This is a genomic window from Winogradskyella vidalii (genome assembly GCF_013403955.1).
GTDB lineage: Bacteria > Bacteroidota > Bacteroidia > Flavobacteriales > Flavobacteriaceae > Winogradskyella > Winogradskyella vidalii.
Map to the genome: position 1 here is coordinate 254,447 of NZ_JABFDG010000002.1, position 26,801 is coordinate 281,247.

A 26,801-nucleotide genomic window follows, 5' to 3' on the forward strand; every position below is an offset into this window, starting at 1 on the left:
AAAAAAGTTATTAAAAGCCTGTTCATTTCTTTCGTGTTAATCCCTGATTTTATAATCAATTTCATATAAAATTTGCTTAAATTTGTCCCTTACATTATGAATGCAACCACAGAAGAAAGTAATCAGGAAATTGTAAAACGTGTTTTTACACAATTCCTTGAAGATAAAGGTCACAGAAAAACACCTGAGCGCTACGCTATACTTCAAGAAATCTACGATAGCGAAGAACATTTTGATATAGAATCTTTATATATCAAAATGAAAAATAAAAACTACCGTGTAAGCAGAGCAACACTTTATAATACCATTGAACTACTTTTAGAATGTGCTTTGGTACGCAAACATCAGTTTGGAAAAAGTCAGGCACATTACGAAAAATCATATTTCGATAAAAATCACGATCATGTTATTCTTACAGATACAGGTGAAGTTATCGAATTTTGTGATCCACGCATTCAATCTATAAAAAAAACCATAGAAGAGGTTTTTGATATTCAGATAACAAATCATTCATTATATTTTTACGGTAATCGTAAAAAAGACGACTAACTCAATTTTAAAATGGCAGTAGATTTACTACTTGGATTACAATGGGGAGATGAAGGCAAAGGAAAAATTGTCGATGTATTCACCTCTAATTACGATATCATTGCACGTTTTCAAGGTGGCCCAAATGCAGGACACACTTTAGTGTTTAACGGTAAAAAGCATGTTTTACATACAATTCCTTCAGGAATTTTTCACGAGAACAAAACCAACCTTGTTGGTAACGGTGTGGTCATTGACCCTGTTATTTTCAAAAAGGAACTCGATAAACTTGAAGAGCAAAATGTAGATTATAAAACATCGCTTTGTATCTCTCGTAAAGCACATATCATTTTACCAACACATCGCTTATTAGATGCTGCAAGTGAAGCTTCAAAAGGAAAAGCTAAAATAGGATCAACTTTAAAAGGTATTGGCCCAACATACATGGACAAAACCGGTAGAAATGGTATTAGAGTTGGCGATATTGAATTAGCAGACTGGAAAGACAAATACAGAACATTGGCAGATAAGCACGAAGCTATGATTGCCTTTTATGATGTGGATATTCAATACGATTTAAAAGAACTTGAAACCGATTTCTTTGAAGCTATTGAAACTTTAAAAAGCTTAAAATTTATTGATTCTGAAGAATTTATTCATCAAGCACAACAATCCGGAAAATCTATCTTAGCCGAAGGTGCTCAAGGCTCTTTATTAGATATTGATTTTGGCACTTATCCATTTGTAACATCTTCTAACACTACCGCTGCAGGAGCATGTACAGGTTTAGGCGTTGCACCAAACCAAATTGGTGAAGTCTTTGGTATTTTTAAGGCTTATACAACACGTGTTGGTTCTGGACCATTTCCAACCGAGTTATTTGATGCTGACGGTGAAACCATGGCTAAAGTTGGTAACGAATTTGGCGCAACCACAGGTCGTCCAAGACGTTGTGGCTGGTTAGATCTAGTAGCTCTACGTTACGCTTGCCAAGTGAATGGTGTTACCCAATTAATTATGATGAAAGGTGATGTACTTTCTGGTTTTAAAACCTTACAAGTATGTACAGCTTATAAATATAAAGGTGAAACCATTACACATTTACCTTATAATATTGAAGCCGAAAACGTATCGCCTGTTTATACAGAAGTTAAAGGTTGGGAAGCAGATTTAACAGGTATGACGGAAGCATCAGAACTACCAGAAAACCTTAATGCGTATGTTGAATTTTTAGAAAAAGAATTAAACATTCCTATTACTATAGTTTCAGTAGGTCCAGATAGAAAACAAACTATTATTCGTAAAACGATTTAATTCGCGTTTTACATATTACATAAATAAAATAGGAAAGCCATAAATTTAAACCATTTATGGCTTCCTGTTTTTTATAAGCATAGGAAAAATATTCACGCCTATCCCTTTTTTCGAAGAATAGCATTATATAGCTTCACAAAACAATTTTTAATTCAATATTAATTGTGATAACTTTTATTTATTTCTTAAAAATAAGCCCTATAATTAAACTCCCTACAACTTTTAAGACAAGCAATTAAGATAATCGATTTTAATAAATCGCATTCTTTGTCACCACCTAAATTATTTTTTACATTTGTTTTGTGTCCTGCATAAAAACTGATTAACTAGACACATTTGGGAGGGACAATTATAAAATTCATCTTACTTTGTTAAAATAAACGTAAACACATACCATAGCTAGTCTAATAAGTGTTATTTTGTAAAAAATATAAAATTTTGAATCGTTTAAAACAACTCGTCTTTCTTTTAGGTTTTTTCACTGTATTTTTCAGTTTTGCCCAAGAAGAGAAACAAAAAATCACCATTAAATACGCTGGTAATGCGTCAACTGCTCCAGAAATTGAAGATGGCGCACTAGTATTTCTTAGAGATAAATCGCAACAAGTTCACTTTACCCATAAAGGTATAAATATGTGGTGCGATAAAGCCATTTATTATGAAGACCAAGATTTTATCGAAGCCTTTAGTAATGTGGTAATGAAACAAGGCGACACTATAAATATGGTTGCTAAATATGTTGAGTATAGTGGAATTTCACAACTCGCTTTCGCCAGTGGTGATGTGGTTTTAACCGAACCACAATCGACATTAAAAACTGACACACTTCGTTTTGACAGAACAAAACAACAAGCTTACTACAACACAGGAGGTACAGTTGTTAGAGATTCATCAGGAACTATAACAAGCCAAATTGGCCGTTACTATATGAATTCTAGTAAATACCAATTTATAACCGATGTGGTACTTGTTAATCCTCAATACACCTTAAATACCGAGCGTCTCGATTTCTTTACCGAAAATGGACATGCTTATCTATTTGGCCCTTCTACAATTACTGGTGAAACAAGCAAAGTCTACTGTGAACGTGGTTTTTACAACACCAATAATGACACAGGACATTTTCAGCGGAATGCAAAAATAGATTACGATAACCGAACTGTTGAAGGTGATAGTTTGTACTTTGACCGCAACAAAAGTTTTGCCTCTGCTAGTAACAATATTACAGTTACAGACACCTTAAATAACAGTGTTGCTAAAGGCCATTATGCCGAAGTCTGGCGTGCCAAAGACTCCATGTACATTACCAAACGTGCTTTAGCGATAACCGTTCAAGATAGAGATTCAGTGTATATGCATGCCGACACCTTAATGGTAACTGGCCCAGCAGAAAACCGTATTACAAGAGCTTATTACAATGCTAAACTCTACAAAAGTGATTTAGCAGGGAAATCAGATTCAATCCATGTCGACCATAAAAAAGGATTGACTGAAATGATTAACCTTAGCCGATTTAATTCTGAAGACGCATTTGCTCTAGCAAGGAAACCGGTGCTTTGGAATGTAGAAAATCAAATGACAGGTGATACCATCCATTTAATTTCTAATGTTAAAACAGAACAACTCGACTCTTTAAAAGTCTTTGATAATGCCTTTATAGTTAGTAAAGACACTGTCAGTGAAAATGGCTACAACCAAATAAAAGGTCAAAGCTTAATCGGTTTGTTTAAAGATAACGAACTCTATAATGTAGATATCATTAAGAATGCAGAAACCATTCGCTATTTACGAAACGACAATCAAGAACTAATTGGTATTCAAAAATCAAAATCGGGTCTAATCAACGTCAAAATTATTGATCAAGCTGTTGATGAAGTTCGCTTTATCAATCAAATTGATGGTGATATTTTTCCTGAAGAAGAATTTCCAAAAAACGCGAGACAATTAAGAGGTTTCGATTGGCGAGGTGAAGAACGACCATTATCTGTCGAAGATTTATTTAAAGATGACCCACCTTTAGACTTACCAGTAATTAAAGGCTTAGAAGATTATGTACCTCCTAAAGAATTTCTAGACGATGAGACTACAAAACGCATAGAAGAAGCTGGTGAAGCCGCGCCAAACAAAACTAACAAAGCAGCACGGAACCTCCCTAAAAAGCCAACGGGTACTCCAGTAAAAATCAAAGAAGAATAACAGAAATTTTATATAAGACAACTAAAAAAGTAGAACAATAGTTGAAAACAGACTTTTTTAAATACCAAGCGCAAACCACACCACATCCTTTAGCCATGGAAATCAGCCATGCCAAAGGCTCCTATATTTATGACACTAAGGGCAAGGCCTATCTCGATTTTGTTGCAGGCGTTTCTGCTTGTAGTTTAGGCCATGCGCATCCAAAAGTTCTTAATGCAATAAAAGCACAAATAGACCAGTATCTTCACGTGATGGTTTATGGTGAATATGTTCAAAAACCAGCTGTTGATTTATCAAAATTAATCGCTAAACATTTACCAGAACCATTAGAATCCACCTATTTAGTAAACTCAGGTACCGAAGCTATTGAAGGAAGCCTAAAATTAGCCAGACGTTACACAGGACGCTCAGAAATTATCGCTGCAAAAAACGCCTACCATGGTAATACTATGGGCTCGTTAAGTTTAATGGATTTTGAAGAACGTAAACAACCGTTTCTTCCTCTTATTCCAGATATAAAACACATAAGCTTTAATGATGAAAATGATTTACTTCAGATTACAGAAAATACAGCCGGCGTTATTTTAGAAACGATTCAAGGTGGCGCAGGTTTTATAGAACCTACTAACAACTATTTAACTAAAATACAACAACGCTGTAATGCGGTTGGTGCTGTTTTTATTTTAGACGAAATTCAACCCGGAATTGGCAGAACAGGCAAATTATTTGGGTTTGAAAATTATAATTGCCAGCCCGATATTGTAGTTACAGGCAAAGGTTTAGGAGGCGGATTACCTATTGGAGCATTTACAGCTTCAAAAGAAATGATGGCGACTTTAAGTGACAACCCTAAGCTAGGTCATATTACAACGTTTGGTGGTAACCCTGTTATTGCGGCAGCAGCTTTGGCTACGCTAAAAGAAATTACAGAGTCAAATCTTATGGCTGAAGCTTTAGAGAAAGAAGCCTTAATTCGCGAACATCTTCAACATAAACACATCAAAGAAATAAGAGGTCGTGGGTTAATGTTAGCTGCTTTTACTGACCACGCAGAACTTACAAATCAGGTCATTTTAAAAGCACAAGACCAAGGATTAATCTTGTTTTGGTTACTTTTTGAAGCCAAAGCAATCCGAATTACGCCACCTTTAACAATTTCAAACGATGAATTAATTAAGGGTTGCCGTATAATAACCTCAATATTAGACCATATCTAGCACAATACAAAACACAAACAAACAACTTAAAATCAACATTTTAACCCACATTAAATAAAGTTAAATTTAACTGTTAACTATTTTGTTAAAAACATTAGTTTAAAATTTAATGTGGAGCAAAGGATAACCGTAATTTTATTTCGGCGAACTATTAAACTCTATATGCACTACAGTCAAGACGACAAAAACTTTCCTCTTACCCGATTTGAATCGATGTTAAAGACCAACGATATCTTGTTCTTTGACTCTAATGAGTTCGAAAACATTATTCATCATTATCTCGAAAATGGCAAGATTGCATTATCTAAACGCGCTATAAAATTAGGACTAGAACAACATCCAAGCTCTATTAACTTAAGATTGTTTCAAGTTGAAATACTAGTCATAGAAAACAAGTTTTCCGAAGCAGATGACCTGCTTGATAGACTTCATAATATAGAGCCAACAAACGAAGAAATTTTTATTCAAAAAGCAAACGTATTATCTAAACAAGATGAACACGAAAAAGCAATAGACACTTTGCTTATTGCGATTGAAATGTCTAGTACTCCAGAAGATGATGGTGATTTATACGCCTTAGTTGGTATGGAATATTTGTTTTTAGATCAGTTTGACAATGCCATCATATATTTCAAAAAATGTCTTGAAAGTGACACCACAGATTATTCGGCGCTTCATAACATTATATACTGTTATGATTTTTTAGACAAAAATGTTGAAGCCATAGAATACCTCAATAAATTTTTAGATACTAATCCCTATTGCGAAGTCGCTTGGCATCAATTAGGAAGACAATATTATGCTATAAAAGAATACGCTAAGGCAAATGCAGCATTCGATTTTGCTATTATTTCAGACGATACATTTGTAGGGGCTTATATAGAAAAAGGAAAGGTTTTAGAGAAGTTAAAAAACTACGAAGAAGCCATTGAAAATTATAAAATCACCTTAGCTTTAGAGGATCCAACGTCATTTGCGCTTTTAAGAATAGGACATTGTTATTCCAAACTCGGTCATGAAGATTTAGCAGTTCAATTTTTCAAAAAAACCATAGATGAAGACCCTTTACTCGATAGAGGTTGGATTGCGATATGCAAATTCTACATGAAGCGTCTTAACTATCAAAAGGCACTTTATTATATCAACAAAGCCGTTACCATAGATGGTGATAATGTACTCTATTGGAAATTGTATGCCACTGTAAATAAGCGCTTAAATTTTCTTGAAGAATCTGAACGCGGCTATAAGCGCACTTTAGAATTAGGCAATTATGAACTAGACACCTGGTTAGATCGCTCTGATATATTAACTGCTTTAGGAGAATATCAAGCCGCTATATTTAATCTTATTCAAGCTACAGAATTTTACCCAGAAAGTGCTGAAGTTGAATATCGATTAGCAGGACTTTATCTAACCGTACATCAATCTGACGAAGGCCGTTTCCATCTAAAAAATGCAACACGCCTTAATATTGACTACAGTTTTATTATAACAGAATTGTTCCCTAAACTCATAGAAAAGCCTTTAGTTAAGGCAATAATTTCAGAAGCGAAAAAGAGGTTGAACTAAAAAAAATCATACCTTAGCGATTCTTATTTTTTTTAGAAAATGCAAAGACGATTTTTAGATTATTTAGTCATCACATTAAAAGGTATCGCCATGGGTGCAGCAGATGTTGTCCCTGGAGTTTCTGGCGGAACCATAGCCTTTATATCTGGTATTTATGAAGAACTTATTGAAAGTATTGATAAGATAAATCTTGGTATTTTAAAAATTTGGAAACAAGAAGGCTTTAAAAAAGCGTGGAATACATTTAATGGTAATTTCTTATTAGCGCTTTTTTTAGGAATTGCAGTTAGTATTTTATCCCTGGCAAAACTAATTAAATGGTTATTACACCATGAGACAATCTTACTCTGGTCTTTCTTTTTTGGTTTGGTTTTAGCCAGCATACTCTATATTGCGAAACAAATTAAAGTTTGGTCTGTAAAAATAATCTTGGCTATTATTATTACTTCAATCTTATCATTTTACATCACACTTGCCGAACCGTTTGCATCACCTGACAGTCCATTTTACCTGTTATTTTGTGGTTTTATTGCCATAATAGCTATGATTTTACCAGGTGTTTCTGGCGCGTTTATCTTGCTAATTCTAGGCGCTTATCAAACCGCAATTGATACGATTAATAACCTTAGAGACGGTTTATTTAATGGCGATATGGAACTGTTTAAAGATGCCCTTTTAAAATTTGCTCTCCTTGGTATTGGTGCTATTATAGGTCTTAAAGTGTTTTCGAAAGCTTTAAACTGGATGTTTAAACATCAAAAAAACTTAACGCTTGCCATCTTAACTGGTTTTATGATTGGGTCTTTAAATAAAATTTGGCCTTGGAAAAAAATTTTAAAAACCCGTGTAAACTCTGAAGGAGAAGTCGTTACCTTACTCGATAAAAGTATATTACCAACATCTTATGCCGGCGATAACGAGCTTGTTATGGCCATTATTTTTATGGTCATTGGTTTCGCTCTCATTCTTATTTTAGAAAGTTTAGGAAAACAAAAAAATAACGTATAATGCAAAGTACTAGAGCCCTTAAAGATCGTATATTTTTGGTCATTAAAGGTTTGGCCATGGGCGCTGCTAATAAAGTCCCGGGGGTTTCTGGTGGTGTAGTTGCATTTGTTGCTGGTTTCTACGAAGAATTTATCTATTCATTACAGCGTGTTAATAAAACCGCCTTTAAATTACTATTTAATGGCCGACTAAAAAGCTTCTTTCTTTATATAAACGGTAAGTTTTTAAGCTTGCTGTTCTTGGGAATGATTATCAGTTATTTTAGTGTTTCTAAAATCCTCGACTACCTCATTGAACACTATGAACTTTATGTTTGGAGTACCTTCTTCGGAATGATTCTAGGTTCCATATATTACATCAATAAAGATTTTAACGAATGGCGTAGAAACACCATTTTAGCTCTAATGCTAGGTACTATTGCAGGAATAAGTATTAGCTTCTTAGATCCTGCAACAGAAAACGATAACCTCTTCTTTGTTTTCTTTTGCGGCATAATTAGTGTTTCTGGCATGACCTTACCCGGATTTTCAGGCTCGTTTATTCTAATTTTATTTGGTAATTACGTTTTACTCTTAGTCGATTCTGTCAACGCGTTGTACGACACCATGTTTGAAATGATTAATGGTAATTTTGATTTCATTCATAACGAAGCCAGAATTAGACTTCTCAAAGTCTTAGCTGTTTTTACACTAGGTTCTGTTACGGGTTTGGTTACCTTTTCTCATATCTTAAATTATATCTTAAAACATTATAAAAAGATTACCTTAGCAACCATAATGGGATTTATAATTGGCTCTCTTGGTGTTGTTTGGCCATGGAAAAAAACAATTTTCAAAACCAATAATGAAGGTGCACTTGTTTTAGATTCTACAGGAAAGCAAATCATTGCCAACTACGAACGCTATTTACCCGAATTCAACACCCAAACTTATATTGCAATTGCTTATATTGCCCTTGGAATTCTCATAGTTTTAGGATTAGAATGGTATGGACAACGCACAAGACAAATTAAAACTTCAGTTCGGACTCGTAGGTAAAGCAATCTCCTACTCGTTTTCAAGACGTTATTTCGCAGATAAATTTAATAATGAAAATTTATCGCATTCCTATGTTAATTTCGATTTACAGTCCATTGACGAGCTTAAAAACATCATTAAAGAAACAAGAAATTTAAAAGGGTTAAATGTTACTATTCCTTATAAAGAACAAGTCATATCTTTACTTGATGATATTAATGAGGAAGCTCAAAAAATCGGAGCCGTCAACACCATTCAAATAACAAAAGACAAAAAATTAATTGGTTTTAATACCGATTATTACGGATTTAAAAACTCCTTAGAACCCCATTTAAAATCACATCATAAAAAAGCCTTAATCCTCGGAACTGGCGGAGCCTCTAAAGCCATTGCTTATGCCTTTAACCAACTAAATATTGCATATGATTTTGTGTCTCGGTCTCAAAAAGAAGGCGTTACGTATTTATATGCAGATATTACAGACAAAATAATTTCAGAATACACCATCATAGTCAACTGTACGCCTATGGGCACGTTTCCAAAAGTTGAAGAATGTCCTAACTTACCTTATGCTGCGCTAACCAAAAATCACATTTTGTACGATTTGATTTACAACCCTGAGCAAACTAAATTTTTAAATCACGGTTTTAGAAAAGGGGCCACAACTATCAATGGCTTGGAAATGCTACGATTGCAAGCAGAAAAATCTTGGGAAATATGGCATAAGGTATAAAATAGCAGCTCTCCAGCCTTTTCCTTTGTAGTTAAAGCACTTGTTAGTATCTTTAACATCCAAAAATAAAACTATTGACACATGTCTGAGAATGATAACCTGCAAGAAGCAGATGGAAAAAAAGAAGTAGAATCTACGGAAACTACTCCAACACCAACCACAACAACTAAATCTGAAGCTGAAATCGATACCAAAATTGAAGTTCAATCAGAAATTAAGTCTGAATCTGAGATTCAGCCAGAAGTTGAAAATGAAACAACTCAAGATGAAGTGAAAGCTGAAATTGAAAAAGAAGCTGAAATTGAATCAGAGTCAGAAGCAAAGAACACTAAAGACAATCATGTAGAAGAGATTGATTCTTCAAATGCGGAAGATGCCGAAGATGAGTCTAATGCTGAGCGTCATGATGTGGAAGAAAAAGATTACCACGCCATGTCTATGGTTGAATTAACTACCGAATTAGACCGCTTGTTAAAGCAGCATAAAGTACAAACGATTTCTAAAAATGTCAATGAAATAAAATCGGAGTATAATGCCAAATTCAGTGAGCTATTAGATGAAAAAAAGGAAGAGTTTATTGAAGATGGCGGAAACGAAATTGATTTTTATTACACCAACGACAACAAAAAACTGTTCAGCTCTTTATACAAAGACTACAAGCAATCCATTAATGCTTATTATAATGAACGCGAACAAAACCTAAAAGAAAACCTCAATAATAGATTACAAATAATTGAGGACATCAAAGGTCTGCTCAGCGTTGAAGAAAACATGGGCACCACTTATAAAACCTTTAAGGAATTACAAGAAAAATGGCGAAATGCGGGCCCAATTCCTAGAGACAAGTATAATAATGCTTGGAACACCTACCACCACCATGTAGAGCGTTTTTATGACTTTTTACATCTCAATAATGATTTGAGAGACATGGACTTTAAGCACAACTATGATCAGAAATTAAAAATCATAGAGCGTGCAGAAGAATTAGCAGAAGATGAAAACACCAATCGTTCTTTTAGAGAGTTACAAGTCTTACATAAATTATGGAAGGAAGAACTTGGACCTGTAGGCAAAGAACACCGCGAAGAAATTTGGGAACGTTTTAGTAAAGCAACCAAAGCCATACATGACAAACGTCAGGCTTATTTTGCCGACATAGATAAAGCCCATGAAAAAAATCTTGAAAGAAAAGAAGAAATCATAGCTAAGATTGCAGCTATTGCAGAAGATAAAGGAAGTTCGCATAGTGCTTGGCAGAAAAAAATAAAAGAAATAGAAGCTTTAAGAGATGCCTTTTTCAAAGCTGGAAAAGTGCCTTTAAAAGTGAATGAAAAAACGTGGGCAAAATTTAAAGAAGCTGTTAGAACTTTTAACCGAGGGAAAAATAGTTTTTATAAAAACCTAAAGAAAGACCAATACGAAAATCTTAAAAAGAAAAAAGATTTAATACAGATTGCTGAAGACAATAAGGACAGTGAAGATTTCAACACAGTCACCCCATTGATGAAGAAAATTCAGAATGAATGGAAAAAAATTGGTCATGTGCCAAGACGTGATAGTGATAAAATCTGGAAGCAATTTAAGAAGGCTTGTAATCACTATTTTGATAGAATGCATGCAGAACGCAAAGCTAAAGACCAACATCTTTTTGATGCTTTTGATAAAAAAGTCGCGCTCCTCAACAATTTAAAAGCCATGGAACTTAGTGAAGATCCAAAAGCAGATATCGAGGTTTTAAAATCTAAAATATCTGAATGGAAAGAGATTGGACACGTACCACAAAACAAACGCTATATCGATGGTAAATTTTATAAAGCTATAGACGATACTTTTGATAAGTTGAAAATGGATAAGTCTAAGCTAGAGATGATTAAGTTTGATAGTAAACTTGAAAACTTAGCGAATCCTGATGACACCAGATTATTAGACAATGAATATAACTTTATTCGCAAGAGAATTGATGAAATAAAGTCTGAGATTAATCAATTAGAAAACAACCTTCAGTTTTTCTCTAATGTAAAGTCTGACAACCCACTAGTAAAAGATGTTCATAAAAACATCGCTAAACACAAAGAAGAATTAGAAACTTGGAAAGCTAAGTTATCTAAGGTTCGAGGAATGTATAACTAAAATTCTTATAAAACTACACTAAAGTATTTGTTTTTGACTAATCTATATTTGTCAAAAACTGATACTTTTGTTTATTACATCAAAATATTACATAACGTTTTAACATGAACATAAGTAATCTATGTTCCATTTCTAAATACGGATTAATCATTTCAACCAATAAATTTAAACCCCCAATTATTATGAGAAAAATTTTACCCCTATTACTTTTATGTTTACCTACAATCGTATTATCACAAGTTGCATTAGACCAAGTGGATGACTTTGAGGATTATACGATGAGCAATTGGACAAAAAACAATACTATACCAAACGAGAATATTTACGACGGCGGTCCCTTAGGCGAAGGTGATAATTTTTTAAGAGTTACCTCAAGTGGTTCTGGGTCAGACCTTGAATTAATGACTAAAAATAGTGCGCAATGGCAAGGTGACTACTATCAAGGTAATCTTTCTAGTCGCGTAAAATATATATCAATGGACGTTAGAAATTCTGGCTCTAATGTTATTTTTTTAAGGTTGTCTTTTCAAACTGATTACGGTCTTATATACCGTTGTAGTACCACTAATGCCATCGCTGTTTTACCAAACGAAGGATGGAATCGAATTTCATTTTCTATACTTGAAGAAAACATCACAGCCCTTTCAGATACTTTTAATTACGCGGTTACATTTGGAAGCGGAAGTCAAGGCGTACAGGAAATGCGCATACTACACAATGATGTGCCATCTTGGGAATCAGATCCAATAGAGGCGGTTTTAGATATAGATAACATAATGGCTGAAAGTCAAACTTTAAGCACAGAAGATATTGCTATTAAACCTGAATTAAAATTATTTCCAAACCCAACAAGCAATGCTATTACCATTATTAGTAATGAAAATGTTACTGAAGACATTACATATAGCTTTATCGATTTATTAGGAAGAATGGTAAAACAAGGCCACTCTAAATTAAATCAAGAAATAAATATCGCAGATTTAAATAGTGGTAATTATATTGTTGAAGTAAAAAACGCCAATGGAGAAATCTTTAGAGAAAAACTTATAAAAAATTAATGTGTATTCGTTACAGTTATAATTAAAGTGAACCCGAATTTGTTAAAACTAATGTTCACTACAATACTAAAATATCAAAACCCATCTGTCTCAACAGATGGGTCTTGCCCTAACTAAACTAAATTAATCTTAATTATAACCGCTTAAAATAATAATTAAGATTTCCTACTAAGAATATAAAAGCGGGTTGCTTTTATATATAGTATTTACGCACAGAATATAGTTTTGGATGTTTGTAAATTAATTTTAAGATAACTTTAAGATAACCGACTCATCCGCCATAATAAAACATGCCAATATATTGCATGCACAGACAGGGATAGCCATATAATCTATAAGTAAAAATTAATCTAATCTGTAGTTATTAAGCTTACTGTTTTTTACAGTAATAAGGTAAGTAAATATTAAAGCAGTTTAGCCTCTTCCCAAAATACATCCATTTCAGAAAGTGTCATATCTTTTAAAGATTTGTCTAACGATTTTGCTTTTTCTTCAAGATATTGAAAGCGTTTAATAAATTTTTTATTGGTGCGTTCTAAAGCATTTTCAGGATTTACTTTAAGAAACCGTGCATAATTTATCATTGAAAACATCACATCTCCAAATTCGCTCTCTATAGCGTCCTGATCACCTTTTAAAATCTCAGCTTTTAATTCAGCTAGCTCCTCTTCTACTTTTTCAAACACTTGTTCGGGTTCTTCCCAATCAAAGCCCACACCTGCAACTTTTTCTTGAATTCGGCTCGCTTTCACAACAGCTGGTAAACTTTTTGGTACGCCTTCAAGCACACTGTCTTTACCTTCTTTGAGTTTAAGTTGCTCCCAATTACGTTTTACTTCAGCTTCATCTTTTACAACAATATCACCATAAATATGCGGATGACGATGAATCAATTTATCGCAAATGCTATTACAAACATCTGCAATATCAAAAGTATCAGATTCACTTCCTATTTTAGAATAAAAAACGATGTGAAGCAAAACATCGCCCAATTCCTTTTTTACCTCTTCTAAATCATGATCTAGAATTGCATCACCAAGCTCGTAAACTTCCTCAATAGTGAGGTGACGCAGCGATTCCATGGTTTGTTTTTTATCCCAAGGACATTGCTCACGCAACTCGTCCATAATAATCAACAAACGTTCAAAGGCTTTTAATTGGGCTGCTTTATCAGACATATTTATTCTTCTTCTGAAGTGTCTTTTTCCGTTTTCACTTCTTCTAATGAACCTAAATAATCATTTTTTTGAAGTAAATTATACCACTGTACCACTTTCTTAATATCTGAAGCGTAAACACGATCTTCATCGTAATCTGGTAACACTTCAAAGAAAAATTCTTCTAAAGCGTCTTTTCCATCTTTATGACTAATAGACGTAGGCTCACCATTTTCTTTTTCCTTAATTTTTTTAAGTACTTCTCTTAAAGGTACTTCTTCAGTTAAGGTATAAATAGCAATTTCGCTAAGAATACTAATGTTGCTGTGTGCACCAACAGTGATTCGTTTTTTGTCAATTAAAGATTCTACAACAGCTCCTGTTCTGGTTTGTGTTACAATTTGATATAAACCAGGTTTTCCTGATATGGATAAAATTTTATCTAAACTCATAGTATTTTTTTATGGTCAATCTGAGCACAGCAGAAGTCTTCTTAATAAATTATAAACAAGCTATACAACTGCGTTCAATGTGACACGCTCTCTTATATTTTTTTTAACGCTTTTTGCTCATTGCAGGAAAACGCATTCTATAATCTATTTTAATCTTTCCTTTTGAAATATTGGCAAGTTTACCTTTTATTAAACGCTTTTTAAATGACGATAATTTATCGGTAAATAAAATACCATCGATATGATCGTATTCATGTTGGATAACTCGAGCAATTAAACCGTTATATTCTTCAACTTTAGTCTCAAAATTTTCATCTTGATACTGAATTTTAATATTAGGTTGTCTAAACACATCTTCTCGAACATCTGGAATACTCAAACACCCTTCATTAAAAGCCCATTCATCACCCTCTTCTTCTAAGATTTGAGCATTGATAAATGTCTTTTTGAAGCCTTTTATTTGTGCGCGTTCTTCCTCTGAAAGATCTTCATCTTCTGCAAACGGACTCGTATCCACAACAAATAAGCGTATGGCTAAACCTATTTGAGGTGCAGCTAAACCAACACCATACGCACCATACATGGTTTCGTACATGTTGTCTATAAGCTCACTTAATTTAGGGTAATCCTTATCTATTTCTTTTGCCTCTTTTTTTAAAACAGCATCGCCATAGGCTACAATAGGTAAAATCATAATTCATTTATTTTCGGGTGCAAAAGTACCAAAATTCATGGATAATATTTCAAATTTCAAAAACTAAATTCCAATCCATTTTCAAGCAAAGACCTAAGGCACAAAATTTAAATACGTTACATTTTTATATACTACTTAGACCATTACCAAGACCAAATACAAAACTAATGTACACTATCTAAGTAGCTTTGTAAGATTAATGTTGCGCTAATTTCATCTACCAATGCTTTGTTTTTGCGTTGCTTTTTCTTTAAGCCACTAGCAATCATGGTCTGCATGGCCATTTTAGATGTAAAACGCTCGTCCACACGATTAACAGGTATCTGAGGAATTGCCTTTTCTAATTGTACTAAAAACTTCTGAATGTAAACTTCACTTTCTGAAGCCATATTATTCATTTGCTTAGGCAAACCAACTACAAATTTATCTACCGTTTCAGTAGAAATATAGTCTTGTAAAAACCGAAGTAAATCTTTAGTATCAACAGTTGTGAGTCCTGATGCTATAATTTGCATTTCGTCTGTAACCGCTATTCCTGTTCGTTTTGTACCATAATCTATGGCTAATATTCGTCCCATACTTGCAAAGATACTGTAATCCTTTCATAATGAAGATTAGAATTTTCTAATAAAAAAACGCTTCTTTCGTAAAAAAGAAGCGTTTTGAATAGGTAATCAATCTATTCATACTAATGATTTAATCCCTCTAAAAATAAATCACTATTTCAACTATAATTAAGACCCTACATTTTTACAGTGGTCACATAATAATCAAACTTAAATACTGTTAAAACATTAAGACACTGATTTCATTATTATTAAAGCATCATTTATTTTATAAAATCACATTTTTTTAAAAAAGTATTTTAGCTTCAATTATTATAAAAGTATCTTTGAGGACTAAATTCAAATGAAAACATGAAACAATTACAGACTGTTATAGAAAATGCATGGGAGGATCGTTCCCAATTAACAAATAAGGTAACCATTGATGCTATTAGAAGTGTTGTGGATTTAGTAGACGCTGGTACACTTCGTGTTGCCGAACCCACTGCGGATGGATGGCAAGTAAACGAATGGGTAAAAAAAGCGGTTGTTTTATATTTCCCAATTCAAAAAATGGAAACATTTGAAGTCGGTATTTTTGAATATCACGATAAAATTCCATTGAAAACAGGTTATGCAGACAAAGGAATTAGAGTGGTACCACATGCTGTTGCAAGACATGGTGCTTATATTTCTGCTGGTACTATTTTAATGCCTAGTTATGTAAACATTGGTGCTTATGTAGATGAAGGGACTATGGTAGACACGTGGGCTACTGTGGGTAGCTGTGCACAAATTGGTAAAAACGTTCACCTTTCTGGTGGTGTTGGTATTGGTGGTGTTTTAGAACCTTTACAAGCTGCTCCGGTTATTATTGAAGATGGTGCTTTTATTGGCAGTCGTTGTATTGTTGTTGAAGGTGTACGCGTTGAAAAAGAAGCCGTTTTAGGAGCTAATGTAGTATTAACCATGAGTACTAAAATCATAGATGTTACGGGTGATGAGCCTGTAGAAACTAAAGGCGTTATTCCTGCACGTTCTGTGGTGATTCCTGGAAGTTATACGAAAAAGTTTGCCGCTGGTGAATTTCAAGTTCCTTGTGCATTAATTATAGGAAAACGTAAAGAGAGTACCAATAAAAAAACATCCTTAAATGATGCTTTACGCGAGTATGATGTCGCGGTGTAAATTAAGTAGCATGCTATAAATTGAAATAAACTTTTAATAATCCAACTGTTACAAATTGATTTACAGTTGGATTTTTTTAACTTGAGGAATGAAAATTTTAGTTATTCAACAGAAAATGATTGGTGATGTTTTGGCGACAAGTATTTTGTTTGAAGCTATTAAACATAAATATCCTGATGCGGAATTGCATTATGTAATTAATTCGCATACTTATCACGTTGTTGAAAATAATCCTTTTATTGATCAGATTCATTTTTTTACTCCTAAGCACGAAAAAAGCAAAATTCAAGTTTATAAGTTTGCTCAAAATTTAAGCAAAGAAAAATTTGATGTTGTTATCGATGTATACTCACAATTATCGAGTAATTTAATAAGCATTTTATCTAAAGCAAAAACAAAGATTTCTATAGATAAAAATCGTAATTCACTAATTTACAATCACACATTTAAACACAAACCCAAAGCGGACACTAATGCGGGTTTAGCTATTGAAAACCGTTTACAGCTTTTAAAACCTTTAGGAATTGACGATTCAACAATTGTAAGGCCAAAAATATATCTTACTGAAACTGAAAAAAATGAAGCTAAACAGTTTTTAACATCGAGTGGAATTAATTTAGAAAAGCCACGCTTTATGATTGGTGTTTTAGGAAGTGATAGCACTAAAACTTATCCGTTTGAATACATGGCAAAAGTGATTGACCAAGTTGTTTTAGAACAGCCCGAAAGTCAGATTCTATTCAATTATATCCCCAAACAAGAAGCAGATGCTAAAGCTATTTTAGACTTGTGTTCTACTCAAACTAAAAAACAGATATACTTTGATGTTTTTGGAAAAAGCCTGAGAGATTTCTTAGCAATCACATCGCATTGTAATGCTTTAATAGGCAATGAAGGTGGTGCCATAAATATGGCTAAAGCATTAGCTATACCTACATTTACCATATTCTCGCCTTGGATAAAAAAAGAAGCTTGGAATATGTTTGATGACGGACAAAAACACGTTTCTGTACATCTTAAAGATTATAATTCAAAACCTTACCTAACTATAGAACACCCAAAAGTATTAAAGCCAAAAGCGTCAGAATTATACACTGAATTTAAGCCGTCTTATTTTAAGAATGATTTAAAAGATTTTTTATTGAGACTGACTTAGGCTTTCTTAATTCCGAAATCCGTCCACTTTAAATTTTCTTTTTTTGTAGTTGCTCTAATAGCCAAATTTTTATCTATTGAATCTTGGGTTTTATAACCTCTTGGATGATCTAAATGCAGACAAATTGCGCTGTAACGAATCTGTTTAGACTTAATGCCATAATTAAATAAACGTTCTCCTAACTCACGATCTTGACCACCATATTGCATGCGCTCATCAAAACCATTGATAGCTAATATGTCTTTTTTCCAGCCCGAAGCATTATGGCCATTCCAACTCGCGTTAGTTGGTGTTACAGAATTGAGCAGTTGACTTTTAAAACCTTTAGCCGTTAGCTTATTATTTTTAAATGAACTTTTTAAGCCTTTAGATTTCAACCAGTTTAATTCAAAACAATGCTGCGATATAATATCGTCTTTTGTTATGATTTCTGAAATTGGCATTGGCAACATAAAATAACCACCAGACAAAAAATAACCCGTTTCACGCTCCTTCATATGAACCTGAAGAAAATCTGCCCTAGCCATACAATCACCGTCACTCATTAAAATATAATCAGAATTACAAGCTAATATCGCCTTATTTAATATTTGAGATTTTTGAAACCCATTATCCTCATGCCAAACATGACTTATAGAATAATGCACTAGATTTCTCATTTTTTCAATGATATCTAGAGTCGGTTGTTTAGAACCATCATCTGCAATAACCATTTCAAAATCTTTGAAGGTTTGTGCCTCGTAACTCCACATCACTTTCTCTAACCATGCTTCGGAATTATAGGTACTGATAATAACTGAAATTTTGGGATTTTGCATATTATTTATTTATTCCAAATGTAGTATAGGTTGCTTTTTTCAACCTCGTTTCTTTCCTTATTTGTTGATTGTACTGAAAAGCTTCTTCATTTTTATAAGGCCTTTCATGGTGCAAATGTACGCAAATCGTACTGTATCGCACTTGTAAAAACTTAATACCATTATTCATCATACGCTCACCTACTTCTCGATCTTCTGCGCCATATTGCATACGCTCATCAAAACCATTAACGGCTAAAATATCTGCTTTATAACAAGACACATTCATACCATCAAAGGTGGCTTTTGTTGGTGTGACAAAATTCAAGAAATTTGCTTTCTTTTTTGATTTAGTGAGTTTATTTAACTTAAAACTTTTAGGTTGTCCTTCTGTAATCAACCAATATTTATCAAAACAGAGTTGCTTACTGATAATGTCTTTAGTAATGTTATTAGAAACAGTATCGATTAATTTAAAATAACCACCAGAAAGCGCCTTTTTTTCTCGACTTAAATTGAGGTGTGTTTCTACAAAATCCTTACGTGCCATACAATCGCCATCAGTGAATATTAAATAATCTGAGTTAGAAGCAACAATGGCTTTGTTTAGAATTTTAGTTTTCTGAAAACCATCATCTTCTTGCCATACATGAATGACATTTAATTTCGTTTGGCTAGAAAAATTCTTAATGACATCTTTTGTTTCTTCACCAGACCCATCATCTGCAATAATAATTTCAAAATCAGTGATGGTTTGAATGCTATAACTATACAGCACTAAGTCTAACCATTCGGGTTGATTATAGGTGCTTATAATTACAGAAGCTTTCGGATTAGATTGCATAACACAAAAATACTATTTTTACAGCTGAGAAATTAATACAATGTTAAAACTATCTGGAGTTATTATTACATTTAATGAAGAACGCAACATAGAACAGTGTTTGCAGTCTTTAGTGCATGTTGTCGATGAAATTGTAGTAGTAGATTCCTTTTCTACCGACAATACCAAAGCAATTTGCGAACGTTTTAATGTCACTTTTATTGAGCAAAAATTCTTAGGTTATATTGAACAAAAGAATTTTGCTTTGTCGCAGGCGCGTTATGACCATGTGGTTTCTTTAGATGGTGATGAAGCTTTATCTGAAACGCTTCAAAAATCGATATTAAATTTAAAGACAAATTGGAAGTTTGATGGCTATTTCGCCAATCGTTTTAATAATTTTTGTGGGCAATGGATTAAACATTCCGATTGGTACCCTAATAAAAAGCTACGTGTTTTTGACCGAAGAAAAGCTGAATGGCAAGGCATAAATCCACATGATAACGTTCAACTTTATGATAAAAATTCTAAAGCAGGCCATTTAAAAGGCGATATTCTTCATAAGACGTATCAGAGCTATTCTGAATTTAATCAAAAAACAGAATATTTCTCAACAATTGCTGCTCAGGCTTATTTTGATAAAAACAAAAAAGCACCTGTTTGGAAAATTATTTGGAATCCTAGCTGGGCTTTTTTTAAATCTTATATACTAAAACGGGGATTTTTAGATGGTTTAAATGGTTTTGTAATTGGTGTACAAACGGCCAACATCACATTCTTAAAGTATTCTAAATTACGAGAATTGCACAAAAAAACTTAGCGTTTTTTCTTTCGCCAGAAAAAATACTTGCGCTTAAATGCTTCTTTCTTTTTAAAACTAGAAGAAAATTTTTGAGAAAAGAAATACATACGTTCCCTAACTTCTTCATGAGATTTACCTATTAACTTAGCATATTCATCACTAATAATATCAAGCATATAATCCTTGGGAGACAAACGAGCAAAATTAGCTAAACGCTCGTCATAAGTCAAGGTTTTAAAATCCATTCGGTTAAGGTCTACCAAATAAAATTTATAATTACCATCTTCTTTTTTAATCAATGTATTTCCTGGTGAATGGTCTAAAAAATGAATGTCGTTTTCGTGTAGTTGGTAAGTAAACTGTGTAAACTGCCTTAGAATATTATCATAATCATCACATTCTGGCTCATCAATAAGTTTTCGTATTGTAAAATCGTATTTTAATTGTTTACTAATGTAGTAACTACTTCCAAAAGTAAACGCTGATTTATATTCGATATAAGCTTCTGGTGTAGGTGTTAAAATCCCAGATTTCAATAAGCGTTCCGCATATAAAAAAGAACGTTCTGCCTTACTTTTTCTAATAAAACGATAGGCTATTTTGTTAACTAAGTTAGGGACTTTAAACTCTTTAATATTATAACGTTCGTTATTAATCGTCAATATTTTTATGACATTTCTGTAACCATTACCAATCATTTCTCCTTGTTGGTCAAAATTTTCAATGGCATGCATTAACTGTGTTTTAGTTAATGCTGAGTTATCATGGATTTTTACAGTTACTGACATAAATAATACGTAATCTTTGGTTGCAAAAGTAGGTATTTAATTCTTTGGACGAAAGATTAAAAGCCGCTTCAATTATAAGCAAAAGACTTCCAAATAATTCAGTAAATTTGCCTCTGCTAATAATCCTCTATGTTTAAACATTATCTTATAACACGCTTTAATCTCAAAAATAAAAATTGGGATGTCACTAAGAATAACGAAACGTTATTAACACGTGAATGGATGGCTCATAGAATTGAATTATTCCGTAATTTCTGTTTGCCTTCTGTAGCCAACCAAACAAATACTAATTTTGAATGGTTATTATTTTTTGACACCACAACAGATACTGATTTTAAAACAGAAATAGAAGCCCTTATAAAACCATTTCCACATTTTAAGGCCTTCTATATTGATGGCATGGATGCTTTTCATTCGTCTATAAAAACCTATATTACTAAAGACAGTAAAGAGAATCCTTATATTATTACATCGCGAATCGATAATGACGACTGTATTCATAAAGATTACATTTCTACCATTCAAAAGCAATTTAAATCGCAAGATTTTATGGCTATTGATATTTTAAAAGGCTACTCACTTCAAGTTTCTCCAGACATTATGCTAGGTAAAAAGGAGCATATTTTTAATCCTTTTATTAGTTTAATTGAAAAAAATGAGGCCCCAAAAACAGTTTGGTTTAGTGACCATAATATGTGGAAAAAAGAATCGCGTCGCATAGAAATTGCTAATCAACGTTTGTGGATGTCTATTATTCACGAAAAAAATAAAGTGAATGAATTTGATGGTTATGACAATGTGAATTGGAATGACATAAAGCGCGACTTTATAGTTTCGGACGCGATTAACACCAAAGTTTCAGAACACATTATTCCTCATAAAAAATGGCGTTACCTAAGTTTTAAGAACAAACTTTATGTCAACTATGTTTTAATGAGTAAAAAATTAAAAAAAGCGGTAGGCCTTTATAAAATTAAGTAAACTTATAATTCCTATTTTTACAAAAACTCTAACTTCTCTTCAATGCGATTAATACAATTTACAGCTTCTAATGGTTGGCGTGGTCACGAACAAAAAATCATTTATTTATACGAAGCTTTTAAATCTGAAGGTTACGTTGAAGACCAGTGGATTGTTTGTCCTATTGATTCCGAAATGTATCGCATTGCTACAGAAAAAAATATGCAAGTTATTCCATTTGAATATAAGTCAGAATACAGCTTATCCTATGCTAAAGCATTTAAACAACTAGCCAAAGAAAAAAAAGCTTCTGTAATTTTTATCCATAGTAGTAAAGCACATACCCTAGCTGTTCTTTCTCATTTTATTTACGGCATGAAGGTTCCTTTAGTACTTTGCAGAACCCTTATAAAACGTGTAGATACTAACTTTTTTAGAAAGTGGAAGTACAACTACAAAGGCATTAAAAAAATTATTTGTGTATCACAACCTGTGGTTGAATCTTTAAAATTTGCTGTAAAAGATCATAGTAGATTTTCTGTTATAGGCAGTGTTACAGATATAAATAAATTTAAGAAGCAAACGCCTACTGGTCTACTTCATAAAGAGCTTAACATCCCTGAAGATTATAAACTCATTGGAAATATTGCTGAATTTACAGGTTTTAAGGATCATTACACTTGGGTTGATACGGTTAAAATTTTAGTGAAAGAAAACACCATTAAAGCCAAATATATCTTAGTCGGTAAAGGCAGTATGGAACAAGACATCAAAAATTACGTCGAAGAAAAAGGCTTAACAGAGCACATTATTTTTACTGGATTTAGACGTGATGTTCCTGAAATTTTACCTGAGTTTGACCTATTTCTGTTTACGTCCAATAATGAACCTACAGGTGGTGTCTTATTAGAATCTTATGCTTGTAAGGTTCCAATTGTAGCAGCTGATGCAGGTGGCATATCTGAGGTTATTGTAGATGGCAAAACTGGTCTTTTAGCTAAAGTTGGCGATGCCAAAGATTTTGCTTCTAAAGTGACCTTATTAATGAATGACGAAGCACTTCAAGATAAATTCACAACTAATGGCTATCAGTATCTTTTAGATAATTTTACCAAACCCGTTATTGCTAAAAAGATGTTTGAAGAACTTTCTAAGCATGAGCTTCAATAGGTAATTGTATCATATCTCCTAACGTTTTATTTAATCGCTCTACGGACAATCGTTTTAAAGCTCCTGTAGGAAAAAAAGTAAGTTCACCAAAATAAATTTTACCGCTAATAGAGTATAAATCTACTCTAACAAAAATAAATTCTTCAGATAACTTTTTAGCAATTGTAACTAATTCTTCAAAATTATCTGGTTGAGGAAGGTTCTTATTAATAAACCCTTTAGAAGTGTCTTTAGGTTGTAATTTATTCCATTCTAAATCATAAATACATTTCTTATACTGCCCTTTCACTAAAGTCTTAACCAAAACATATTTTGGGTCGCCATGAATACAGTAAAATTTATAATCAATTATATTTTCACAATCGGTTTGGTCTAAATAATGCTCTGCTAAAATTCGTGGTTGAATATCCTTATAAATACGTTCTTTATATTTGTGATAATAATTAGATCGCATATACTTTTTTAAAGTTCGTTTTACCTCATCCTCATTAATAGTGGTCTTATCACTTACTATAACATTATAGCCAGAACCATGCGTACCTTTTAAAGCAAATTGATTAGGTAATGCGTTAAAATCAATAGCATCAACAGAATCAAAAACAGCAATAAAATCTACCAAAAAGCCTTCCCCTATTTTCTGTTCCACGTAATTTCTAACTTCATATTTATCAACAAAATCCTTATATTCTTCATGATACAAATTTTGATTTAACCATTGCAGTTTCTCCATGAACTCTGTGGGTTGATCTAGATTTAATCGTCTTTCATTTTTTAGATAATACTGTGCTTTTATATAAGCAATATCTGCATTGGGTTTATTCTTTAAGTATTTCGAAAATAATTGATAATATTTTCGCTTGATGAAATTCATATAACTCATTATTATTAATCTCGTAAATGTATTAATTATAGCTTCCAAACCGATATTTAAATACAAAAAACATCACAATAAGCTAGTAATGGCATTCTATTTATAAAAATTACTAAAATGAAGCTTGCAACTAAAACACCTATTCTGAACAGCTTAATTTGTGTTGATGACATTAATTCTAATTCTAATAAAAAAACACTACTTTTAATGCTATAAGGCTAAATCTGTAATATATTTTCTAAATTTATATCCTTAAAAAACCAGTAAAGACACTAGTTGAGATACGTAATTTAAAACAGCAATGAGCAACAAAATATTTTTAGATTTACATCATATTAGAAACACAAAAAAAGGGTTTGGGCAATACGCGCTTAACCTTGCTAAAGGTATTTTAAAAAACAATATTGACGGACTAAACTTATATTATTACGTCCCTTTAAAAGGTTATAAACGTTTTGGAAATTCAATAAAATACAGGCTATATTTAGGCTTACATAGAAGACGAAATAACTTTAAAAATTTTGATGTCTGGCACAGTTTAACACACCTTAGTAAAGTTGAACCACAAGATTTAGACAAAACAAAGATTATATACACTGTTCACGATGCTATTTTTACAATTATAAATATTTCCGAAGCAAAAAGGCAACCTGCAATAAAATTATTACAAAGTAAGATAGATAAAAGTGATTGCCTTGTATTTATTTCTAAATTCACTCAAGATTGTATCCGTGAACATTTTACAATAAGTGATAACATTCAGCAATTTGTAATTTATAATGGGAATCCGATGGAAGGCGTTAAACCTATCATTAAACCTTCTAATGAACAACCCTACCTACTCTGTGTTGGTGAATATCGAAAATATAAAAATCATGCTGCGCTCATACCAATGCTCTATCACATAAACGACACTATTAATCTCGTTTTTATGGGTAAATATTCAAAAGAGAATCAAGAAAAAATAATGACCTTAGCTAAGGAGCATCAAGTTGAAAATCGTATTATCTTCAAAGCTTCTGTAAGTGAAAGAAAAAAAATTGAACTCTACAGTAATGCAGAAGGTTTAGTACATCCTTCTTTAGCTGAAGGTTTCGGTTTCCCTGTGGTTGAGGCCATGTCTTTAGAGATTCCTGTTTTTATTTCAAATAATACAGCGCTTCCTGAAGTTGGTGGTACAGTAGCACACTACTGGGAGCATTACGAGCCTAAATATATGGCAAAAATAGTCACTAATGGCTTAGAAGATTTTAAACAAAATAAAGCTACGAGAATACAAGAATTACGCCTTCAGGCCTCTAAATTTTCTTGGAAAAATATTGCTCAGCAATATATCGAAGTCTATAGAGCAGTCTTAGATAATACACCTGTAGATAGCAAAAAACGTCATTAGTTTTATGATGAATGCATATGATTAACAAAAATCAAAATTCAGAAGAAAGTCTATTAAATTTAATTGGTAGAAAGAGCGGGCTGTTTGCTGACGACATCAATACAACTCAGAGCGAATTAAACACGATTGTTTCTTCTTCAAAATTCCTTGTCCTCGGTGGAGCAGGCACTATAGGACAAGCTGTTACAAAAGAAATTTTTCAACGCCAACCTAAAAAATTGCATATCGTTGATATTAGCGAAAATAATTTAGCAGAATTAGTCCGAGATATCCGAAGTTCATTTGGTTATATCAATGGTGATTTTAAAACCTTCGCTTTAGATATTGGCGCTATTGAATATGATGCGTTTATTTCTTCTGATGGTCGTTATGATTATGTTCTTAATCTTTCCGCTTTAAAACATGTACGAAGTGAAGAAGACCCGTTTACGTTAATGCGATTGATAGATGTGAATATTTTTAATACCGAAAAAACCATTCAGCAAGCCATCAATAATGGTGTAAAAAAATACTTCTGCGTTTCTACAGATAAAGCCACTGACCCCATAAACATGATGGGTGCTTCAAAACGCATAATGGAATTATTTTTAATGCAAAAAAGCAAAGCCATTACGATTTCTACTGCACGTTTTGCTAATGTGGCATTTTCAGATGGGTCCTTGTTACACAGCTGGGAACAACGTATAAAAAAGAACCAACCTATCGTGGCACCCAATGATGTTAAGCGTTATTTTATTACACCTAAAGAATCTGGTCAACTTTGCTTATTATCCTGCATATTTGGAGAGAATAACAATATATTTTTTCCGAAAATGAATCAAAATTTGCAACTCACAAGTTTTGCTGATATGGCCGTAAAATATATAGCTATGCTTGGCTATAAACCCTATTTATGTAAAAATGAAGACGAAGCTAGAGCTTTTGCTAAAACGCTACCTAGAACCGGAAAATGGCCATATTTACTAACAAAAAGTGATACGACAGGTGAAAAAGAAACGGAACTATTTTACACTCAAAAAGAAACTTTAGACCTCAACCGTTTTAATTCTATAGGCATTATTAAACCCGATTTAGATTTTAATAACAATGGTAAAATCACATCATTTTCAAATTCTATAAAGCACCTAAAGGCAGAAAAAAATTGGACAAAGAAAGATTTAATCAATATATTCCATAAAATATTACCGAACTTTGCTCACAAGGAAACAGGCCACTATTTAGACCATAAAATGTAAT

Annotated in this window: 25 protein-coding genes; 17 read left to right on the forward strand and 8 right to left on the reverse strand. The window is 32.8% G+C overall.

Features of this window, described 5'->3' with window-relative positions; translation table 11 throughout:
- Positions 1–96: 96 nt before the first annotated feature.
- The 10 genes from HM982_RS07955 to HM982_RS08000 all read left to right on the forward strand — a co-directional run bounded on the left by HM982_RS07955 (position 97) and on the right by HM982_RS08000 (position 12,769).
- Positions 97–549, forward strand: coding sequence for a Fur family transcriptional regulator (locus HM982_RS07955; protein ID WP_179352613.1), 453 nt, complete (start codon positions 97–99; stop codon positions 547–549).
- A 12-nt stretch (positions 550–561) separates the two neighbouring features.
- Positions 562–1,842 (forward strand): adenylosuccinate synthase, encoded by a 1,281-nt coding sequence (locus HM982_RS07960; RefSeq protein ID WP_179352614.1) that lies wholly within the window; start codon positions 562–564, stop codon positions 1,840–1,842.
- 438 nt (positions 1,843–2,280) lie between these two features.
- On the forward strand, positions 2,281–4,038 hold the full coding sequence (locus tag HM982_RS07965; RefSeq protein WP_218849789.1) for an OstA-like protein: 1,758 nt from the start codon (positions 2,281–2,283) through the stop codon (positions 4,036–4,038).
- Between the two features lie 41 nt (positions 4,039–4,079).
- Complete coding sequence (locus HM982_RS07970; RefSeq protein ID WP_179352616.1) at positions 4,080–5,255, forward strand: aspartate aminotransferase family protein; 1,176 nt, start codon at positions 4,080–4,082, stop codon at positions 5,253–5,255.
- Positions 5,256–5,417: 162 nt separating this feature from the next.
- Positions 5,418–6,824 carry a tetratricopeptide repeat protein gene (locus tag HM982_RS07975; RefSeq protein WP_179352617.1) on the forward strand — a complete coding sequence of 469 codons (1,407 nt, stop codon included), beginning with the start codon at positions 5,418–5,420 and terminating at the stop codon, positions 6,822–6,824.
- A 39-nt stretch (positions 6,825–6,863) separates the two neighbouring features.
- Complete coding sequence (locus HM982_RS07980) at positions 6,864–7,832, forward strand: DUF368 domain-containing protein (RefSeq protein ID WP_179352618.1); 969 nt, start codon at positions 6,864–6,866, stop codon at positions 7,830–7,832.
- Positions 7,832–8,869, forward strand: coding sequence for a DUF368 domain-containing protein (locus HM982_RS07985; protein WP_179352619.1), 1,038 nt, complete (start codon positions 7,832–7,834; stop codon positions 8,867–8,869). The genes HM982_RS07980 and HM982_RS07985 overlap by 1 nt, the downstream gene beginning before the upstream one ends.
- Positions 8,820–9,581: a shikimate dehydrogenase family protein gene (locus tag HM982_RS07990; protein WP_179352620.1), complete on the forward strand. Its 762-nt coding sequence runs from the start codon at positions 8,820–8,822 to the stop codon at positions 9,579–9,581. Before HM982_RS07985 ends, HM982_RS07990 begins: the two co-directional genes overlap by 50 nt.
- Before the next feature lie 81 nt (positions 9,582–9,662).
- Positions 9,663–11,711 carry a DUF349 domain-containing protein gene (locus tag HM982_RS07995; RefSeq protein WP_179352621.1) on the forward strand — a complete coding sequence of 683 codons (2,049 nt, stop codon included), beginning with the start codon at positions 9,663–9,665 and terminating at the stop codon, positions 11,709–11,711.
- A gap of 182 nt (positions 11,712–11,893) precedes the next feature.
- Positions 11,894–12,769, forward strand: coding sequence for a T9SS type A sorting domain-containing protein (locus HM982_RS08000; protein WP_179352622.1), 876 nt, complete (start codon positions 11,894–11,896; stop codon positions 12,767–12,769).
- A gap of 404 nt (positions 12,770–13,173) precedes the next feature.
- Here the strand turns inward: HM982_RS08000 and mazG are convergent, their stop codons facing one another.
- The 4 genes from mazG to ruvX form a co-directional block, all read right to left on the reverse strand.
- A complete protein-coding gene (mazG, locus tag HM982_RS08005) occupies positions 13,174–13,947 on the reverse strand; it encodes a nucleoside triphosphate pyrophosphohydrolase (RefSeq protein WP_179352623.1) in 774 nt (257 codons plus the stop codon).
- 2 nt (positions 13,948–13,949) lie between these two features.
- Complete coding sequence (locus tag HM982_RS08010; RefSeq protein ID WP_179352624.1) at positions 13,950–14,378, reverse strand: DUF5606 family protein; 429 nt, start codon at positions 14,376–14,378, stop codon at positions 13,950–13,952.
- Positions 14,379–14,481: 103 nt separating this feature from the next.
- Entirely contained in the window at positions 14,482–15,072 is a 591-nt protein-coding gene (gene def, locus HM982_RS08015; RefSeq protein ID WP_179352625.1) for a peptide deformylase, read from the reverse strand.
- A 164-nt stretch (positions 15,073–15,236) separates the two neighbouring features.
- Complete coding sequence (gene ruvX / locus HM982_RS08020; protein WP_179352626.1) at positions 15,237–15,650, reverse strand: Holliday junction resolvase RuvX; 414 nt, start codon at positions 15,648–15,650, stop codon at positions 15,237–15,239.
- 339 nt (positions 15,651–15,989) lie between these two features.
- Between ruvX and HM982_RS08025 the strand changes: the two genes are divergently transcribed.
- Positions 15,990–16,805 (forward strand): 2,3,4,5-tetrahydropyridine-2,6-dicarboxylate N-succinyltransferase, encoded by an 816-nt coding sequence (locus tag HM982_RS08025; protein WP_179352627.1) that lies wholly within the window; start codon positions 15,990–15,992, stop codon positions 16,803–16,805.
- An 88-nt stretch (positions 16,806–16,893) separates the two neighbouring features.
- Complete coding sequence (locus HM982_RS08030; RefSeq protein ID WP_179352628.1) at positions 16,894–17,961, forward strand: glycosyltransferase family 9 protein; 1,068 nt, start codon at positions 16,894–16,896, stop codon at positions 17,959–17,961.
- Here the strand turns inward: HM982_RS08030 and HM982_RS08035 are convergent.
- Both HM982_RS08035 and HM982_RS08040 read right to left on the reverse strand, forming a co-directional pair.
- On the reverse strand, positions 17,958–18,779 hold the full coding sequence (locus HM982_RS08035; protein ID WP_179352629.1) for a glycosyltransferase family 2 protein: 822 nt from the start codon (positions 18,777–18,779) through the stop codon (positions 17,958–17,960). The genes HM982_RS08030 and HM982_RS08035 overlap by 4 nt on opposite strands.
- Before the next feature lies 1 nt (position 18,780).
- Positions 18,781–19,602, reverse strand: a complete 822-nt coding sequence (locus HM982_RS08040) for a glycosyltransferase family 2 protein (protein WP_179352630.1) — start codon at positions 19,600–19,602, stop codon at positions 18,781–18,783.
- A gap of 40 nt (positions 19,603–19,642) precedes the next feature.
- Between HM982_RS08040 and HM982_RS08045 the strand changes: the two genes are divergently transcribed.
- On the forward strand, positions 19,643–20,401 hold the full coding sequence (locus HM982_RS08045; RefSeq protein WP_179352631.1) for a glycosyltransferase family 2 protein: 759 nt from the start codon (positions 19,643–19,645) through the stop codon (positions 20,399–20,401).
- Here HM982_RS08045 and HM982_RS08050 read toward each other — a convergent pair.
- Positions 20,398–21,171, reverse strand: a complete 774-nt coding sequence (locus tag HM982_RS08050) for a lipopolysaccharide kinase InaA family protein (protein ID WP_246296645.1) — start codon at positions 21,169–21,171, stop codon at positions 20,398–20,400. The genes HM982_RS08045 and HM982_RS08050 overlap by 4 nt on opposite strands.
- 129 nt (positions 21,172–21,300) lie before the next feature.
- On the opposite strand from HM982_RS08050, the gene HM982_RS08055 reads away from it, so the two are divergent.
- Positions 21,301–22,152 carry a glycosyltransferase gene (locus tag HM982_RS08055; RefSeq protein WP_179352632.1) on the forward strand — a complete coding sequence of 284 codons (852 nt, stop codon included), beginning with the start codon at positions 21,301–21,303 and terminating at the stop codon, positions 22,150–22,152.
- Between the two features lie 42 nt (positions 22,153–22,194).
- The gene (locus HM982_RS08060) at positions 22,195–23,301 is read left to right on the forward strand and encodes a glycosyltransferase family 4 protein (protein ID WP_179352633.1); all 1,107 of its coding nucleotides are present in this window, start codon (positions 22,195–22,197) and stop codon (positions 23,299–23,301) included.
- On the opposite strand, the gene HM982_RS08065 is transcribed toward HM982_RS08060, so the two are convergent.
- On the reverse strand, positions 23,282–24,172 hold the full coding sequence (locus HM982_RS08065; protein WP_179352634.1) for an ATP-grasp fold amidoligase family protein: 891 nt from the start codon (positions 24,170–24,172) through the stop codon (positions 23,282–23,284). The two genes, HM982_RS08060 and HM982_RS08065, sit on opposite strands and share 20 nt — an antisense overlap.
- A gap of 301 nt (positions 24,173–24,473) precedes the next feature.
- On the opposite strand from HM982_RS08065, the gene HM982_RS08070 reads away from it, so the two are divergent.
- Together HM982_RS08070 and HM982_RS08075 are read left to right on the forward strand one after the other, a co-directional pair.
- Entirely contained in the window at positions 24,474–25,565 is a 1,092-nt protein-coding gene (locus tag HM982_RS08070; RefSeq protein ID WP_179352635.1) for a glycosyltransferase family 4 protein, read from the forward strand.
- A gap of 17 nt (positions 25,566–25,582) precedes the next feature.
- On the forward strand, positions 25,583–26,800 hold the full coding sequence (locus HM982_RS08075) for a UDP-N-acetylglucosamine 4,6-dehydratase (RefSeq protein WP_179352636.1): 1,218 nt from the start codon (positions 25,583–25,585) through the stop codon (positions 26,798–26,800).
- Position 26,801: the final 1 nt, after the last annotated feature.

Coding starts and splice junctions, on each gene's coding strand:
- HM982_RS08070 (WP_179352635.1), top strand. CDS start 24,474: ATGAGCAACAAAATATTTTTAGATTTACATCATATTAGAAACACAAAA.
- HM982_RS08045 (WP_179352631.1), top strand. CDS start 19,643: ATGTTAAAACTATCTGGAGTTATTATTACATTTAATGAAGAACGCAAC.
- HM982_RS08030 (WP_179352628.1), top strand. CDS start 16,894: ATGAAAATTTTAGTTATTCAACAGAAAATGATTGGTGATGTTTTGGCG.
- HM982_RS08010 (WP_179352624.1), bottom strand. CDS start 14,378: ATGAGTTTAGATAAAATTTTATCCATATCAGGAAAACCTGGTTTATAT.
- HM982_RS08025 (WP_179352627.1), top strand. CDS start 15,990: ATGAAACAATTACAGACTGTTATAGAAAATGCATGGGAGGATCGTTCC.
- HM982_RS07985 (WP_179352619.1), top strand. CDS start 7,832: ATGCAAAGTACTAGAGCCCTTAAAGATCGTATATTTTTGGTCATTAAA.
- HM982_RS08000 (WP_179352622.1), top strand. CDS start 11,894: ATGAGAAAAATTTTACCCCTATTACTTTTATGTTTACCTACAATCGTA.
- HM982_RS08040 (WP_179352630.1), bottom strand. CDS start 19,602: ATGCAATCTAATCCGAAAGCTTCTGTAATTATAAGCACCTATAATCAA.
- HM982_RS07975 (WP_179352617.1), top strand. CDS start 5,418: ATGCACTACAGTCAAGACGACAAAAACTTTCCTCTTACCCGATTTGAA.
- HM982_RS07960 (WP_179352614.1), top strand. CDS start 562: ATGGCAGTAGATTTACTACTTGGATTACAATGGGGAGATGAAGGCAAA.
- HM982_RS07990 (WP_179352620.1), top strand. CDS start 8,820: ATGGACAACGCACAAGACAAATTAAAACTTCAGTTCGGACTCGTAGGT.
- HM982_RS07955 (WP_179352613.1), top strand. CDS start 97: ATGAATGCAACCACAGAAGAAAGTAATCAGGAAATTGTAAAACGTGTT.
- HM982_RS07980 (WP_179352618.1), top strand. CDS start 6,864: ATGCAAAGACGATTTTTAGATTATTTAGTCATCACATTAAAAGGTATC.
- HM982_RS08050 (WP_246296645.1), bottom strand. CDS start 21,171: ATGTCAGTAACTGTAAAAATCCATGATAACTCAGCATTAACTAAAACA.
- HM982_RS07995 (WP_179352621.1), top strand. CDS start 9,663: ATGTCTGAGAATGATAACCTGCAAGAAGCAGATGGAAAAAAAGAAGTA.
- mazG (WP_179352623.1), bottom strand. CDS start 13,947: ATGTCTGATAAAGCAGCCCAATTAAAAGCCTTTGAACGTTTGTTGATT.
- HM982_RS08055 (WP_179352632.1), top strand. CDS start 21,301: ATGTTTAAACATTATCTTATAACACGCTTTAATCTCAAAAATAAAAAT.
- def (WP_179352625.1), bottom strand. CDS start 15,072: ATGATTTTACCTATTGTAGCCTATGGCGATGCTGTTTTAAAAAAAGAG.
- HM982_RS08035 (WP_179352629.1), bottom strand. CDS start 18,779: ATGCAAAATCCCAAAATTTCAGTTATTATCAGTACCTATAATTCCGAA.
- ruvX (WP_179352626.1), bottom strand. CDS start 15,650: ATGGGACGAATATTAGCCATAGATTATGGTACAAAACGAACAGGAATA.
- HM982_RS08060 (WP_179352633.1), top strand. CDS start 22,195: ATGCGATTAATACAATTTACAGCTTCTAATGGTTGGCGTGGTCACGAA.
- HM982_RS08075 (WP_179352636.1), top strand. CDS start 25,583: ATGATTAACAAAAATCAAAATTCAGAAGAAAGTCTATTAAATTTAATT.
- HM982_RS08065 (WP_179352634.1), bottom strand. CDS start 24,172: ATGAATTTCATCAAGCGAAAATATTATCAATTATTTTCGAAATACTTA.